Annotated in this window: 14 protein-coding genes and 1 pseudogene; 5 read left to right on the plus strand and 10 right to left on the minus strand. The window is 71.9% G+C overall.

Annotated features, from left to right (window positions below; all coding sequences use genetic code 11):
* Positions 1-18 precede the first annotated feature (18 nt).
* Together V8690_RS25730 and V8690_RS25735 are read left to right on the plus strand one after the other, a co-directional pair.
* Positions 19-969, plus strand: a complete 951-nt coding sequence (locus V8690_RS25730) for an ABC transporter ATP-binding protein (RefSeq protein ID WP_338782465.1) — start codon at positions 19-21, stop codon at positions 967-969.
* On the plus strand, positions 956-1,834 hold the full coding sequence (locus V8690_RS25735; RefSeq protein ID WP_338782467.1) for an ABC transporter permease: 879 nt from the start codon (positions 956-958) through the stop codon (positions 1,832-1,834). The genes V8690_RS25730 and V8690_RS25735 overlap by 14 nt, the downstream gene beginning before the upstream one ends.
* Positions 1,835-1,837: 3 nt before the next feature.
* Here V8690_RS25735 and V8690_RS25740 read toward each other — a convergent pair whose 3' ends face one another.
* From V8690_RS25740 to V8690_RS25750, 3 genes are all read right to left on the minus strand, one after another.
* Positions 1,838-2,419, minus strand: coding sequence for an NAD(P)H-dependent oxidoreductase (locus V8690_RS25740; RefSeq protein ID WP_338782469.1), 582 nt, complete (start codon positions 2,417-2,419; stop codon positions 1,838-1,840).
* Positions 2,420-2,545: 126 nt separating this feature from the next.
* Complete coding sequence (locus V8690_RS25745) at positions 2,546-3,703, minus strand: amidase (protein WP_338782471.1); 1,158 nt, start codon at positions 3,701-3,703, stop codon at positions 2,546-2,548.
* Positions 3,704-3,708: 5 nt separating this feature from the next.
* Positions 3,709-4,212 carry a DUF6668 family protein gene (locus V8690_RS25750; RefSeq protein WP_338782473.1) on the minus strand — a complete coding sequence of 168 codons (504 nt, stop codon included), beginning with the start codon at positions 4,210-4,212 and terminating at the stop codon, positions 3,709-3,711.
* Positions 4,213-4,370: 158 nt separating this feature from the next.
* Here V8690_RS25750 and V8690_RS25755 point away from each other — a divergent pair, with 158 nt between their 5' ends.
* A complete protein-coding gene (locus tag V8690_RS25755) occupies positions 4,371-5,702 on the plus strand; it encodes a tetratricopeptide repeat protein (RefSeq protein ID WP_338782475.1) in 1,332 nt (443 codons plus the stop codon).
* A 6-nt stretch (positions 5,703-5,708) separates the two neighbouring features.
* Here V8690_RS25755 and V8690_RS25760 read toward each other — a convergent pair whose 3' ends face one another.
* Positions 5,709-6,656, minus strand: coding sequence for a M28 family metallopeptidase (locus tag V8690_RS25760; RefSeq protein WP_338782478.1), 948 nt, complete (start codon positions 6,654-6,656; stop codon positions 5,709-5,711).
* A 173-nt stretch (positions 6,657-6,829) separates the two neighbouring features.
* Positions 6,830-7,303, minus strand: a complete 474-nt coding sequence (locus V8690_RS25765) for a VOC family protein (protein ID WP_338782480.1) — start codon at positions 7,301-7,303, stop codon at positions 6,830-6,832.
* Between the two features lie 21 nt (positions 7,304-7,324).
* On the opposite strand from V8690_RS25765, the gene V8690_RS25770 reads away from it, so the two are divergent.
* Entirely contained in the window at positions 7,325-7,948 is a 624-nt protein-coding gene (locus V8690_RS25770) for a CGNR zinc finger domain-containing protein (protein ID WP_338782483.1), read from the plus strand.
* A gap of 13 nt (positions 7,949-7,961) precedes the next feature.
* On the opposite strand, the gene V8690_RS25775 is transcribed toward V8690_RS25770, so the two are convergent.
* On the minus strand, positions 7,962-8,417 hold the full coding sequence (locus tag V8690_RS25775; protein ID WP_338782485.1) for a helix-turn-helix domain-containing protein: 456 nt from the start codon (positions 8,415-8,417) through the stop codon (positions 7,962-7,964).
* A gap of 92 nt (positions 8,418-8,509) precedes the next feature.
* On the opposite strand from V8690_RS25775, the pseudogene V8690_RS25780 reads away from it, so the two are divergent.
* Positions 8,510-9,850, plus strand: a pseudogene (locus V8690_RS25780) (MFS transporter); the annotation flags it as partial.
* Here V8690_RS25780 and rarD read toward each other — a convergent pair.
* The 4 genes from rarD to V8690_RS25800 all read right to left on the minus strand — a co-directional run bounded on the left by rarD (position 9,745) and on the right by V8690_RS25800 (position 15,000).
* Positions 9,745-10,758, minus strand: a complete 1,014-nt coding sequence (rarD, locus tag V8690_RS25785; RefSeq protein ID WP_338782487.1) for an EamA family transporter RarD — start codon at positions 10,756-10,758, stop codon at positions 9,745-9,747. The pseudogene V8690_RS25780 and the gene rarD overlap by 106 nt on opposite strands.
* A 130-nt stretch (positions 10,759-10,888) precedes the next feature.
* The gene (locus V8690_RS25790; protein WP_338782489.1) at positions 10,889-11,743 is read right to left on the minus strand and encodes an SDR family oxidoreductase; all 855 of its coding nucleotides are present in this window, start codon (positions 11,741-11,743) and stop codon (positions 10,889-10,891) included.
* 256 nt (positions 11,744-11,999) lie between these two features.
* On the minus strand, positions 12,000-13,079 hold the full coding sequence (locus V8690_RS25795) for a 2-oxoacid:ferredoxin oxidoreductase subunit beta (protein ID WP_338782491.1): 1,080 nt from the start codon (positions 13,077-13,079) through the stop codon (positions 12,000-12,002).
* A complete protein-coding gene (locus V8690_RS25800; RefSeq protein WP_338782492.1) occupies positions 13,072-15,000 on the minus strand; it encodes a 2-oxoacid:acceptor oxidoreductase subunit alpha in 1,929 nt (642 codons plus the stop codon). The genes V8690_RS25795 and V8690_RS25800 overlap by 8 nt, the downstream gene beginning before the upstream one ends.
* Positions 15,001-15,060: the final 60 nt, after the last annotated feature.

Raw genomic sequence — 15,060 nt, forward strand, 5'->3', positions numbered from 1 at the left:
ACGGAAACGAGGAAGCCGATGGGCGAACGGTCCGCTACGGAACCGGTCATCGCCACCCGCGCGCTCACCAAGCGCTACCGCGGCGGACAGCTCGCCGTCGACGGCCTCGACCTGACCGTCCCGGCGGGCAGCGTCTTCGGCTTCCTCGGCCCCAACGGCTCCGGCAAGACCACCACCATCCGCATGCTGATGGGCCTCATCGAGCCCACCTCCGGCACGGCACGGGTGCTCGGGCAGCCCATGCCCCGGGCCACCCGCGCCGTGCTGCCGCACGTCGGTGCCCTCATCGAGGGCCCGGCCCTGTACGGCTTCCTCTCCGGCCGCGACAACCTGATCCGCTACGACTCCGCCGACCCGGCCGCCGATCCGCGCACCCGCAAGGCCCGGGTCGCCGCGGCGCTGGACCGGGTGGGCCTGACGGCCGCCGCGGGCAAGAAGGCCAAGGCGTACTCGCTGGGCATGAAACAGCGCCTGGGGCTGGCGGCCGCGTTGCTCCAGCCGCGCCGGCTGCTCGTGCTCGACGAGCCCACCAACGGCCTCGACCCCCAGGGCATGCGCGAGATCCGCACCCTGATACGGGAGCTGGCCTCGGACGGCACGACCGTGTTCCTCTCCTCCCACCTGCTCGACGAGATCGAGCAGGTCTGCACACACGCGGCGGTGATGACGCAGGGCCGCCTGATCACCCAGGGCCCGGTCGCCGGGCTGTCCGCCGGGGCGCGCGGCCGGCTGGTGGTGACCACGCCGGACCCCGCCGAGGCGGCCCGGGTGCTCAAGGAGCAGGGCGTCGGCGACGTCGTCGTCACGGACGACCGGGTGACCGGCGAACCACCGGACCGTGACCTGGCCGACCTGAACGCCGCGCTGGTGACGGCCGGTGTGCGCGTGCGCGGCTTCACGGTCGAACGGGCCTCGCTGGAGGACGCGTTCGTGGCGCTGACCGGGGAGGGCTTCGATGTCGCGGGCTGAAGTCGGTCAGACCGTACGGCCGGTGAGCGCGCTGTGGACCTTCGGGCTGCTGCGCAGCGAGCTCACCACCACCTTCCGGCGCTGGCGCACCCTCGCGCTGCTGGCCGTGCTGGCGGGCGTGCCCGTCCTGGTCGGCATCGCCGTGAAGATGGAGACGAGCGACGGTTCGTCGCCCGGCGGTGGCGGCGGCGGGGGACCGGCCTTCATCTCGCAGATCACCAACAACGGCCTGTTCCTCGTCTTCACCGCGCTGGCCGCCACCCTCCCGTTCTTCCTGCCGATGGCGGTCGGTGTCGTCGCCGGCGACGCGATCGCCGGCGAGGCGAGCGCCGGCACGCTCCGCTATCTGCTGGTCGCCCCGGCCGGCCGCAGCCGTCTGCTGCTCACCAAGTACGCGACCGTCGTCATCTTCTGCCTGGCCGCCACCCTGGTCGTGGCCGTCTCGGCGCTGACGGTCGGCGCGCTGCTGTTCCCGCTCGGCGATCTGACGACCATCTCCGGCACGCGGATCAGTTTCGCCGAGGGACTGGGCAGAGCCCTGCTGATCGCCCTGGCCGTCGCCGCGTCACTGATCGGCGTCGCGGCGCTCGGGCTGTTCGTCTCGACGCTCACGGGCAGTGGCATCGCGGCGATGGCGACCACCGTGGGCCTGCTGATCACGGTCCAGATCCTCGACCAGATCCCGCAACTGCACGCCCTCCAGCCGTACTTCTTCTCGCACTACTGGCTGTCCTTCGCCGACCTCATGCGCGAACCCGTCTACTGGGACGACCTGGCGAAGAACCTCGGCCTCCAGGCCCTGTACGCGGCGGTGTTCGGCTCGGCGGCCTGGGCCCGCTTCACGGCGAAGGACATCACCGCATAGCGCTCAGTCCTCGTACACGAACCGGGCCAGTGGTGCCTCCTGGGCGAAGAACGTCTTCGCCCGGGCCAGTGCCTCGGTGTCGTTCAGCACGTCACCCGGCTTGCTGCCGTTGCCGAGCAGCACTCCGCCGAACCGCATCCCCATGTACGCGGCCGAGTTGTTGAGCGTTCCGACCAGGGGGTCGGCCACCTCAGGCTGCGTGTCCGCGAGCGCGGTGACGCCCCACAGGGTGCGTCCGGCCAGGGTCGCCTTGAAGTCGAGGCCGGGCGTGCGCAGCCAGCCCGACCAGTAGTCCAGGTACCGCTTGGTCTGCGCGGAGACCGAGTACCAGTACAGGGGCGAGGCGATCACGATGTCCGTGGCCGCGAGGGTGGCGTCGAGCAGCAGCGCCGGATTGCCCTCGATCGGGCGGACGTGGTCGCTGTCGTGCCGCAGGTCCTCGAAGTCGGGCACCGGATGCTCGGCGAGGTCGATCCACTGCTGTTCGACGTCCGGGGGCAATTGCTCGGCGGCGCGGCGGGCCAGCAGCTCGGTGTTGCCGTCGGCACGGGCGCTGCCCAGGACGAAGAGGAAGCGACGGGTCATGGGTATCCCCCAAAAGCTAGGCGTGCATCAATTACACGCGCTTGCATCATATGCGCGTGCATCCAAATCCGCCAGGGGCCGCCCGCCATCCGCCAGGGGCCGCCGGCCATCCGCCAGGACCGCCCGTCAGCTCCTGACGCGCACCTCCGCCTCCCGCGCCACGGCCAGCAGCAGTGCCTCCCGGCCGTGCGGCGCCACGAGTTGCAGCCCGGCCGGGCAGCCGTCAGCGCCGAAGCCCGCCGGGAGGCTCAGCGCCGGGTGCCCGCTGAGGTTGAACGCCCAGGTGAGAGAGGTGGAGTAGCGGTCGCCCGGGCCGTCGTGCCCGTGCGGTGAGGTGGGCGTGGTCGGCGTCAGCAGCAGCTCCGCCTCGGCGAACAGACCGGTCAGCCGCCGGTCGTTCTCCGCCCGGACGCGGTGTGCTTCGGCCGGATCGGCACCGGGGGTGCGCAAGGCCAGCCAGGCGGGCCCGGGGTCCGTGAGCCGCAACGGCACCCGCGGCCGTACGAGCCGTACGACACCCGCCGTCACAAGCCGTTCGACCGCCGCCCGGGCGAGCGCGACGGGCTCCGGGTCGGGCCCGGCGAAGCCCAGGCCGGACGACCAGGCGGCGGTGACGGGGAGAGGCGTGCCGCCGGTCGGCACCGGCTCCTGCGACACCACCTCCCACCAGTGCGCCGCGTCCGACGCCGAGCGAGCGAGGACGCCGGGGACGGCGAGCCCGGTGCGGTCGGCCGAGGGCAGCCGTCCGGCCGTGGTCTTCAGGCCGGTCACCCCGCACCAGGCCGCCGGGATCCGCACCGACCCGGCCCCGTCGCTGCCCGTCGCCAGCGGCACCAGCCCGGCCGCCACCGCCACCGCGGCCCCGGCCGACGAGCCGCCCGGCGTACGGTCCGCCCGCCACGGGTTGACGGTCCGGCCACGGGCGCCGAGCCCCCAGGTCTGCCAGGGCGTTCCCGGCCCGGGCACGGAGGTCGCGCCCACGGCGACACAACCCGCCGCGAGCAACGGCCCCGCCACACGCAGCCCGTGGCGTCCCTTCACCGCGATCGGCACCCCGGCCAGCGGCAGCGCTTCCTCCTTTCGGGTGACATCCCCGGCACGCCGGCCGAGTCGCGCGTCCACCTCGTCCGCCCGCCGCAACGCCTCCTCGCGCCACACCTCGACGAACGCGCACAGCTCCGGATCGGCCCGCTCGATCCGCTCCAGCGCCGCCGCGACCACGTCCACCGCGCGCAGCTCCCGGGCCCGTACGCCCGCCGCGATCTCACCGGCCGACAGGGCCACCGCCGTCAGCGCGCCGCTCCCGTCAGCCGGACCAGGGCCGATGTCTCGCGCGGCGGATGCCCCAACTCGCCCAGCCGCCAGGCCGGCACCCACGGCACGCGGTACACGTCGATGACCGACTCCAGGGACCTGACCCGCCGGGCGAGCGGACGCGGCAGCCGGCCCGGAGCGTCCGCCACGAGGACGACGGCGTCGAGGACGAGCCCGGGCGGGGCCTGACCGTGCCGGAAGATCTCCACCGCCCCGGCGACCGTGTCCAGCCCGGCCGCGTGCGTCCGCGCGACCAGCAGCACCGACGACGGGCCGCCCGGCCCGGGCCAGGCGCGGCCGCTGTCATGGCCGCCGTAGACCGCGGCGAGGGTGGAGACGCCCGCGCCGCCGTGTGTGCCGACCCAGGAGAAACGCCGCGCCGCGGCATGGGCGTGAGCGGGCCCCGGCGGCCCCGGCTCCCGGGCGGTCACCGGGCCGCGGATCCAGATCTCCGGCCCCTGTCGCATGCCTGTCTGCATGCCCCTCTCCTCCCTCGTACTCCCGATCCTCATGCCATTCGGAACGATCCGTACCGGCGCCTGGAACCCTTGGGACGAGCCTGTGACACCGCGGTGACGTGAGAAACGGGAGCGAGCGGACACACTCGACAGTAGGTACGACGCCGATTGAGGGGACGATGTCTCGACTCAGCCGCGAGAAGAAGCGGGAACAGAAGCAGGCCGCACACGCGGCGACCCCGGCGGCGCCGATCGACGTCCGTGTCCCCGGGGCCGGAACGGACCCGGCGGGAGCGGGGCCGGGAGCCGGCGCGGGAGGTGGATCCGACGGCGCGTCGGTCGGCGGGGTCCCCGTCTTCGCGGCCCCCGGCGAGGAGATCCACCAGGCCGTCCTGAACCGCCTTCACCACATCGCCCTGGCCACCGGCCATCCCGTCGACGCCACGGTCCACGACGAGCGCATCGGCTACGTCGTGCCGCTCCAGGTCGACCCGGACGGCTCCAGCCGCTTCACCGCCGAGCCGGTCCGCACGGCCCCGCCCAAGGACGCCGTCGGCGCCGAAGCACGGGTGACGGAGCCGCCCGGACCCACGCAGCCCGCGCCGGAGCCGCAGCACCCGCGGGACGACAGGGCCACGCACGTCCTGCGCCCCGTACCGGAGTCCGGCCGCGGCACGGCCCCGACGTTCCCGCTGCGGCCGGTGCCCGAACCGGAAGACGCATCACCGGTCTGGCCCACGCCCCCCGGCACGCTCCAGCCCTCCGACACGTCCACGCCGTCGGACATGTTCGCGCCCTCGGGCCCGGTCACCACTCCCGGCACCGTCGCACCCCCCACCGGGGAGTTCGGGCCGCCCCCGCTCATGGACGTCAGGCCGCTCCCCGTCCCTGGCACCGGCCCGGCGCCGAGCCGCAGGCGGGAACCCGAGCCGATGTCCGAAGCGGAGCTGCTCGCGGCCGAGGCCGATGCCAAGCCGACTCCCGCCCGGGGCTTCGACGCCGTCGCGGAGGCCGTGCTCGGCGACGAACCCCTCGGCGCCCCGGGCGACCCCGCCGCCCCCGCCCTCCTCGCGGAGCCGGTCGCGCGGATCAACGAGGCCGTCAAGGAAGGCCGGATCGACGCGGCGGCCGGGCTGGCGGACCAGACCGTCGCGGAGGCGTCGGGGACGCTCGGGCCGGAGCACCCCGAGGTGCTGCGGCTGCGCGAACTCACCGCGTACATCGCCTACTTGGCGGGCGACCCGCTCCGTGCCTTCCGCCTGTCCCTCGACCTGGCCGCCGCCCGCCGCCGCACGGGCGACGCGGAGGCCGCCTACGGCAACGTGCAGAGCGCGGCCACCGCCTGGCGCGCGGTGCGTGATCCGGCGGTGGGACTGGAGCTGGGGCGGGATCTGATCGGCCTGTGGACCGAACTCGCCGCGGAGGACGGCCCCGCCGCCGAGGAGATCGAGCAACTGGAGTCGGCCCGCGCCCGCATGGGCCGTCTGACCGAACGCGCCCGCAACCAGTAGGCGCCGTTACTGGGACAGCCCCCACACCGCGTACGCGACGGCGTCGCTGTTGCGGTCGAGGGCGGTGTCGTCGATGTTGGCGGTGGTGTCGCAGGAGGAGTGGTAGCAGCGGTCGAAGGCCCGCCCGGCCGTACCGCCCCACTTGGCCGCCTGCGCCGCCGTCTTCGTCCGGCCGGCCCCCGTGAACAGGCCGCCGACCGGCACACCCGCGCTCTTGAAGGGCGCGTGGTCGGAGCGGCCGTCGCCCTCGGTCTCGATCTCGGTCGGGATGCCGAGGCCGCTGAAGTACTCCTTGAAGGTCTTCTCGATCGCCGGGTCGTCGTCGTAGACGAAGTAGCCGGGGTTCGGGGAGCCGATCATGTCGAAGTTCAGGTAGGCGCTGATCCTCGAACGGTCCCCGGCGGCCAGCCCGTTGACGTAGTGACGGGAGCCGACCAGGCCGACTTCCTCCGCGCCCCACCAGGCGAACCGCAGGTGCTTGGCGGGCTTGTACTGCGCCCGGGACACGGCGAGCGCGGTCTCCAGGACGGCGGCCGAGCCGGAGCCGTTGTCGTTGATGCCGGGCCCGGAGGAGACGCTGTCGAGGTGCGAGCCGGCCATCACGACCCGGTTCGTGTCGCCGCCGGGCCAGTCGGCGATCAGGTTGTAGCCGGTGCGGCCGGAGGCGGTGAACTGCTGGAGCGTGGTGGTGTATCCGGCCGCGTCCAGCCTGGCCTTGATGTGGTCGAGCGAGGCCTTGTAGCCGGGGCGGCCGTGCGCGCGGTTGCCGCCGTTGGCGGTGGCTATGGACTGGAGCTGGGACAGGTGGGCCTTGACGCCCGCCAGGGATATGTCGGGCGCGGCGGCCGGTCTCGGGGGAGCGGACGCGGCGTCCGCCACGGCACCGCCGGTCAGGAGCATGGCGGTAGCCACGGCACCGGCCGCCACGGCACGCGCGGAAACGGAGAGCTTCATGTGGGGGCTCCGGCTTCCTTCGGGGGAGCCCGTGGGGTGTCCACAGGCAGCCCACAGTGAATGGGGTGCCTGGATGGTGAAGGTGGTACTGACTCTCCGTCAAGAGACGTATCAGGCCAGGGCGTTGCGGGACACCGGATCGCCGGCGCTCACGGGGAGGTCGCGGCACAAGGTCATTGCACGCAGAACTCGTTCCCCTCCGGATCCGCCATCACAACCCACTCGCCGCCCTGCTCCGCCACCCGCCGCAGCGCACGCGCACCGAGCCCCTCCAGCCGTGCGACCTCCTTCTCGCGCCGCCCCGCGCCCGGGTGCAGATCGAGGTGGAGCCGGTTCTTGACCGTCTTCGCCTCCGGCACCCGCTGGAACAGCAGCCGCCGCCCCAGCCCGGTCCCGCTCTCCTCCTCGAACGGGTCCTCGGGGTGCCGTACGGCGACCAGGTCCCGGAAGGCGCGGCGGCCGTGGAACTCGACCGTGAGCTCCTTGGGCACGGCGCCGAAGCCGAGCAGCTTCTCGATGAGGGCGCTGTTGTCCTCGACCTCGTACCGGAGGGCGGCGGCCCAGAAGTCGGCCTGCGCGTGCGGGTCGTTCGCGTCGATGACGATCTTCCAGTGCACGGGGGCGGGGGATGCCGGGGTCTGTGTCATGTAACCACTTATACTGGTTACGTGAGTGCACGCGCAGGGGAAACGCAGGACCGGACGCCCGGCCTGACGCTGGTGTCGTTCCGGGGGAAGACCTTCCGCTTCGACCCCGGCGCCCTGTGCCTGGAGCTGCTGACGACGGGCGGCCCCGGAGAGTTCGCGCGCTACGAGGTGCTGCACGAGCCCGCCGACCTGGTCGCCTGGACCGCACGCAGCCGCCTCCCGGACGGCCTGGACCTCACCGTCACCGAGGAGGAGCTGGAGCGCGTACGCGCCCTGCGCGACGCCGTGTTCCCGCTCGCCGCCGACCGCGCCCACGGCCGCCCCCTGCGAGCCGCCCACCTGGACGTGGTCAACGCCGCCGCGGCCGGGCCCCCGCTGGTCGCCCGCATCGAGCCGGACGGCACCCGCGCCTGGGCCCCGGGTGCCACCGGAGCCCACCTGCTCTCCACGGTCGCCAGGGACGCGATCGACCTGTTCACCGGCCCCTGCGCCCACCGCGTCCGCGAGTGCGGCGCCCACAACTGCTCCCTGCTCTTCGTCGACACCTCCCGCCCGGGCCGCCGCCGCTGGTGCGCGATGGAGCACTGCGGCAACCGCGAGAAGGCTCGGACGCACCGGTCCCGCCAGGCTCCCGGGACGCCGTGACCTCCGCTGGCTCCTAGGGCGCCGTAGCTTCCGCGGCCCGTGCCTCCGCCTCGCGGGCGTCGTACGCGCTGCGGGCCGCGGCGATCTCCTCCTGGTGCCGCTCCGTCCAAGTCACCAGGGACTGGATGGTGGTGTGCAGCGTCCTGCCTAGGGAGGTCAGTTCGTACTCGACCCGCGGCGGCACGACCGGGTGCACCGTCCGCTTCACCAGGCCGTCCCGCTCCAGCGACCGCAGGGTCACCGTCAGCATCCGCTGGCTGACCCCGTCGATCTCCCTGCGCAGCTCGGTGAAGCGCAGCCGCCGGTTCTCCAGCAGCGCGATGACGAGCAGCGACCACTTGTCGGCGATCCGGTCGAGGATCTGCCGGACCCGGCAGTCCTCGCGGGTGTCCCACTGGAAGGGATCGGCGTCGCCGTAGTCCACGGTGCTCTCGCAGTTACTCGGTGACTTCGAAGTGCCTTCTTCCATAGTCTCTCGATGCTCCCGCAGAGTGGTCGTGGTTACAAGAGGGAACCGACCCTCACTCGCGTAACCGACTCTTGCAAAGGGAGTGTTGACTCATGGCCACCCGTGCCTGGGCGCTGCTGTTCGTCCTCTGCGGAACGATCTTCCTCGAAGGCATCGACGTCGCGATGATGGCGGTGGCGATCCCGGCCATCCGCTCCGACCTCGGGCTGGCCACCGACACCGCGGCCTGGGTGATGAGCGGCTACGTGCTCGGTTACGCGGGCTTCACCCTGTTAGGCGGCCGGGCGGCCGACCTGCTCGGACGGCGGCGGATGTTCCTGCTCTGGCTGGCCGTCTTCCTCGCCTTCTCGGGGCTCGGCGGCTTCGCGACCGAGGGCTGGATGCTGGTCGTCGCCCGGTTCGTCACGGGCGTCGCCGCCGCGTTCATGACACCGGCCGCGCTCTCCCTGATCACCACCTCGTACGCGGAGGGCCCCAAGCGCAACAAGGCCCTGCTGGTCTTCGCCGGAACGGGCGCCGCCGGCTTCTCCCTCGGCCTGGTCATCGGCGGTCTGCTCACCCAGCTCGGCTGGCGCTGGGTGTTCTTCGCGCCGGTGCTGCTGGCCGGGGCGCTGCTCGTCGCGGCCGTACGCCTGGTGCCCCGGCAGGACGGCCCGCCCGCGCGCCGGCGCGGGTTCGACCTGCCCGGGGTGATCACCGCCGCCGGCGCCATGCTGCTGGCCGCCTACACCGTCGTACGCCTCGAACACGGCCTGCACGACTGGCCGCTCACGGTGGTCTCCGGTCTCGCGGCGCTCGTCCTGGCGGGTGCGTTCGTCTTGGTCGAACGCCGCAGTCCGGATCCGCTCGTCCGGCTCGGCATCCTGCGCCAGGGCCCGGTCGTGCGCGCCGACCTGGGAGCGCTGCTCTTCCTCGGCGCCTTCTTCGGCTTCCAGTTCGTCGTCACGCTCTATCTTCAGGAACTGCGCGGCTGGTCGCCCCTGATGACGGCGGTGGCCCTGATCGTCATGGGTGTCGACGCCGTCATCGCGCCGACGCTCACCCCGAAACTGGTCGCCCGCTTCGGCAACGCCCAGGTGATCGTCGGCGGCTTCGTCCTGGCCGTGATCGCATACGCGCTGTTCCTGCCGGTCGGCATGGACTGGTCCTACGTCGCCATGTTCCCGACGCTGTTCCTGGCGGGCCTCGCGTTCGCCCTGGCCTACGGGCCGCTGACGATCGCGGCGACGGACGGGGTCACCGAGTCGGAGCAGGGCCTGGCCGGCGGGCTGCTGACCACCGCCACGCAGTTCGGTTCCGCGATCGGCATCTCGGCGGTGACCGCGGTCTACGGCCTGGCGTCCACCGGGTCCGGGCCCGAGGCCACGCTGTCGGCGTTCCGTGCGGCGCTGACCGTGCCGGTCGTCCTGGCGGTGCTGGGCGCGCTCGTCTCGGTGGTGAGTGTGCGGGAGGCCCGGCGGGCGGTGCGCAGGGCGTCCCAGGTGAGCAGTGTCAGCGCCAGCCACACCAGTGCGAACCCGGCCAAGCGCTCCGGCGGCATCGCCTCGTGGAAGTAGAAGACGCCGAGCAGGAACTGGAAGACCGGCGTCAGGTACTGCAACAGGCCGATCGTGGACAGGGGCACGCGGATGGCGGCCGCGCCGAAGCAGACCAGGGGCAGCGCGGTGACGATCCCGGCCGAGGCGAGCAGCGCCGCGTGTCCCGCGCCCTCGGTGGTGAAGGTGGAGTCGCCCTGCGCGGTCAGCCACACCAGGAAGCCGAGCGCGGGCAGGAACTGGACGACGGTCTCGGCGGCCAGCGACTCCACGCCGCCGAGGTTCAGCTTCTTCTTCACCAGCCCGTACGTGGCGAAGGAGAAGGCGAGGCCGAGGGAGATCCATGGGGGCCGGCCGTAGCCGACGGTCAGCACGACGACCGCCGCGCCGCCGGTCCCGACCGCCAGCCACTGCACCGGCCGCAGCCGCTCCTTCAGCAGCAGTACCCCCATCGCGATGGTGACCAGCGGGTTGATGAAGTACCCGAGCGAGGCCTCGACGACGTGCCCGGAGTTCACGGACCAGATGTACAGGCCCCAGTTGACGGTGATGACCGTCGCGGCCACCGTGACGAGGCCCAGCCTGCGCGGCTGCCGCAGCAGCTCACCGGCCCAGGCCCAGCGGCGCAGCACGAGCAGGGCGGTGCCCACGAAGACCAGCGACCACACCATCCGGTGGGCCAGGATCTCCACCGCACCGGCGGGCTTCAGCAGGGGCCAGAACAGCGGGACGAGGCCCCACATCCCGTACGCCGCGAAGCCGTTCAGCAGTCCTATGTGCCGCTCACCCCTCGGCTTGCCGCTCACGGGCTCCTCCTCCGTACGTGGTGTTCCGAGTGCACGACGGTAACGCCGAGCGCCCCCGGCTGTCATGCCCGTATCGATATACGGTCATGACGGCCGGGGGCGGGGCGGCTCAACGGCACGCCGGCGGAGTTCAGCCCTTGAGCGCCGCGGCGATGGCCTCGGAGAACGGGATGGTCGGGCGGCCGGTCAGCCGGGAGAGATCGCCGGTGGTGACGACCAGCTCGCCCTTCTCGATGGAGGCGTCCACGCCCGCGAACGTCCGCGCCAGCGGCTCGGGCAGGCCGGCGCCGGTCAGGATCCCGGTGAGCACCTCGGTCGAGACCGGGTTGTAGGTGATCTCCTTGCCGGTCTGGCGGCTCAGCTCGGCCGCGTACTCGGCGAAGCTCCAGGGGGTGTCGCCGCCCAGCTCGTACGTCTTGTTCTCGTGCCCCTCACCGGTCAGCACGGCGACGGCGGCAGCGGCGTAGTCGGCGCGGGCGGCGGAGGAGACCTTGCCCTCACCGGCGGCGGCCACGACCGCGTTGTGCTCCAGTACCGGGGCGAGGTTCTCGGTGTAGTTCTCGTGATACCAGCCGTTGCGCAGCAGGGTGTAGGGCGCGCCCGAGTCCAGCAGCAGCTCCTCGGTGCCGCGGTGGTCGTCGGCGAGCGCGGCGGTCAGGGTGCCCGGGGCGCTGGTGTAGGCGAGCAGGGCCACACCGGCCGCCTTGGCGGCGTCGATGACGGCCTTGTGCTGCTGCACACGGCCCTTGTCGAACTCGTTGCCGGAGACCAGCAGCACCTTGTCACCGGCGGAGAAGAGGCCGTCGAAGGAGGCGGGCGCGTTGTAGTCGGCCAGCGCGATCCGCACGCCCCGGTCCGCGAAGTCGGCAGCCTTCTCCGCGTTGCGGACGACCGCGGTGATCTGCTCGGCGGGGACCTTCTCCAGCAGCTGCTCCACGACGTGACGGCCGAGATTTCCGGTGGCTCCGGTGACGATGATGCTCATGGGGCTGACTCTCCTTGTGGGGTGCGTTGGCACTAACCCTAGGGCGAGCGCTAACTGAAGGAAAGTACGCACTTTGGAGTAAGGTACTGGCATGGCGGTAAGTGGCGGCGGTCCAGCGAGCTGCGCCGAGCACTGCGGGCCCTCGCGCAGTGGACGCACCGGCGCATGGACGACGTGGAGAAGGCATCCCGGGCATACGCGAGGCCCGGGCCGCTTCCTGGCGGTCCCGGGCCTCGTCGCCGTACGACGGTCGTGCTCAGCCGACGACCGTCCAGGTGTCGCCGCCCGTCAGCAGCGCGGCCAGGTCGCCCTTGCCGTGCTGCTCGATCGCGTGGTCCAGCTGGTCGGCCATCTGCGTGTCGTAGACGGGACGGTCGACGGAGCGCAGGACACCGATCGGCGTGTGGTGCAGGGTGTCCGGGTCGGCGAGGCGGGACAGCGCGAACGCCGTGGTCGGGGACTCGGCGTGCGCGTCGTGGACGAGCACCTGGTCCTCGTTGTCCGGCGTCACGGCCACCACCTTCAGATCACCGGTCACCGGGTTTCGTACGACACCCTTGGCCAGGTCGCTGCCGAACCGGATCGGCTTGCCGTGCTCCAGCCGGATCACGGCCTCCTCGGCCTGCTGCTTGTCCTTGAGGGCGTCGAAGGCGCCGTCGTTGAAGATGTTGCAGTTCTGGTAGATCTCGATCAGGGCCGTGCCCTGGTGGGCGGAGGCCTGGCGCAGCACCTCCGTCAGGTGCTTGCGGTCGGAGTCGACCGTCCGCGCCACGAACGACGCCTCCGCGCCGATCGCCAGCGAGACGGGGTTGAAGGGCGCGTCCAGTGAGCCCATCGGCGTCGACTTGGTGATCTTGCCGACCTCGGAGGTCGGCGAGTACTGGCCCTTGGTCAGACCGTAGATCCGGTTGTTGAACAGCAGGATCTTGAGGTTGACGTTGCGCCGCAGGGCGTGGATGAGGTGGTTGCCGCCGATGGACAGCGCGTCGCCGTCACCCGTGACGACCCACACGCTCAGGTCGCGGCGCGAGGAGGCGAGGCCGGTGGCGATGGCCGGGGCGCGGCCGTGGATGGAGTGCATCCCGTAGGTGTTCATGTAGTACGGGAAGCGGGAGGAGCAGCCGATGCCGGAGACGAAGACGATGTTCTCCTTCGCCAGCCCGAGCTCGGGCATGAAGCCCTGCACCGCGGCGAGGATGGCGTAGTCGCCGCAGCCGGGGCACCAGCGCACCTCCTGATCGGACTTGAAGTCCTTCATCGACTGCCTGCCCTCGGCCTTGGGGACGAGGGAAAGCGCCTCGATGGTGCCCGTGCCGTGTGTGGACGTCTCAGCCATCGATGGCCTCCTTCAGAGCCGCGGCGAGCTGCTCCGCCTTGAACGGCATACCGTTGACCTGGTTGTAGGAGTGGGCGTCCACCAGGTACTTCGCCCGGATGAGCGTGGCGAGCTGCCCGAGGTTCATCTCGGGGATCACCACCTTGTCGTAACGCCCGAGGACCGCGCCCAGATTCTTCGGGAAGGGGTTGAGGTGGCGCAGGTGGGCCTGCGCGATCGACTCCCCGGCCCGGCGCAGCCGCCGTACCGCGGCCGTGATCGGCCCGTACGTCGAGCCCCAGCCCAGGACCAGGAGGTTCGCCTCGTGCGGATCGTCCACCTCGAGGTCGGGGACCTCGATGCCGTCCACCTTCGCCTGCCGGGTGCGCACCATGAAGTCGTGGTTGGCCGGGGCGTAGGAGATGTTCCCGGTCCCGTCTTCCTTCTCGATGCCGCCGATGCGGTGCTCCAGGCCCGGGGTGCCCGGGATCGCCCAGGGGCGGGCCAGGGTCTGCGGGTCGCGCTTGTAGGGCCAGAACACCTCGCTGCCGTCGTCGAGGGTGTGGTTGGGGCCCTGCGCGAACCGCACCCGCAGGTCCGGCAGCTCCTCCAGGTCCGGGATACGCCACGGCTCGGAGCCGTTGGCCAGATAACCGTCGGACAGCAAGAACACCGGAGTCCGGTACGTCAGCGCGATCCGCGCGGCCTCCAGCGCGGCCTCGAAGCAGTCCGCCGGCGTGCGCGGCGCGACGATCGGGACCGGCGCCTCGCCGTTACGCCCGAACATCGCCTGCAACAGATCGGCCTGCTCGGTCTTGGTGGGCAGACCGGTCGACGGCCCGCCACGCTGGATGTCCACGATCAGCAGCGGCAGCTCCAGCGACACGGCCAGACCGATCGTCTCCGACTTCAGCGCCACACCCGGACCGGAGGTCGTGGTCACGGCGAGGGACCCGCCGAAGGCCGCGCCCAGGGCCGCGCCGATACCGGCGATCTCGTCCTCGGCCTGGAAGGTCCGCACCCCGAAGTTCTTGTGCTTGCTCAGCTCGTGCAGGATGTCGGAGGCCGGCGTGATCGGGTACGACCCCAGGTACAGCGGCAGGTCCGCCTGCCGGGACGCGGCGATCAGGCCGTAGGACAGGGCGAGGTTGCCGGAGATGTTGCGGTAGACGCCCGGCGGGAACGCCGCGGCGGCCGGGGCGACCTCGTAGGAGACGGCGAAGTCCTCGGTGGTCTCGCCGAAGTTCCAGCCCGCCCGGAACGCGGCGATGTTCGCCGCGGCGATATCCGGCTTCTTCGCGAACTTCGACCTCAGGAATCTCTCCGTGCCCTCGGTGGGCCGGTGATACATCCACGACAGCAGGCCCAGCGCGAACATGTTCTTGCTGCGCTCGGCCTCCTTGCGGGTGAGGTCGAACTCCTTCAGCGCCTCCACGGTGAGCGTGGTCAGCGGCACGGGGTGGACCTGGTAGCCGTCCAGCGACCCGTCATCCAGCGGGCTGGTGTCGTAGCCGACCTTCTGCATCGCCCGCTTGGTGAACTCGTCCGTGTTGACGATCACCTCGGCACCGCGCGGCAGGTCCCCGATGTTCGCCTTCAGCGCGGCCGGGTTCATCGCCACCAGCACGTTCGGCGCGTCACCGGGCGTGAGGATGTCGTGATCGGCGAAGTGCAGCTGGAAGGACGACACACCCGGCAGAGTCCCGGCCGGCGCGCGGATCTCGGCCGGGAAGTTCGGCAGCGTCGACAGGTCGTTGCCGAACGACGCGGTCTCCGAGGTGAAACGGTCACCGGTGAGCTGCATACCGTCACCCGAGTCCCCCGCGAACCTGATGATCACCCGGTCGAGGCGCCGGACGTCCTTCGCGCCCGCCGCTTTGCGCTGCTCTCCTGCGACTGCTTCGTCGGCCTGCTCCGCTGGGCTACTGACCTGGCTGGTCACTGAACTGGACCTCCCTCGAGGCGGCTGTCCGGGAAGGCCTTCCCGCAGGCGTTCCCAGGA

The sequence above is a fragment of the Streptomyces sp. DG1A-41 genome (assembly GCF_037055355.1).
Classification (GTDB): domain Bacteria; phylum Actinomycetota; class Actinomycetes; order Streptomycetales; family Streptomycetaceae; genus Streptomyces.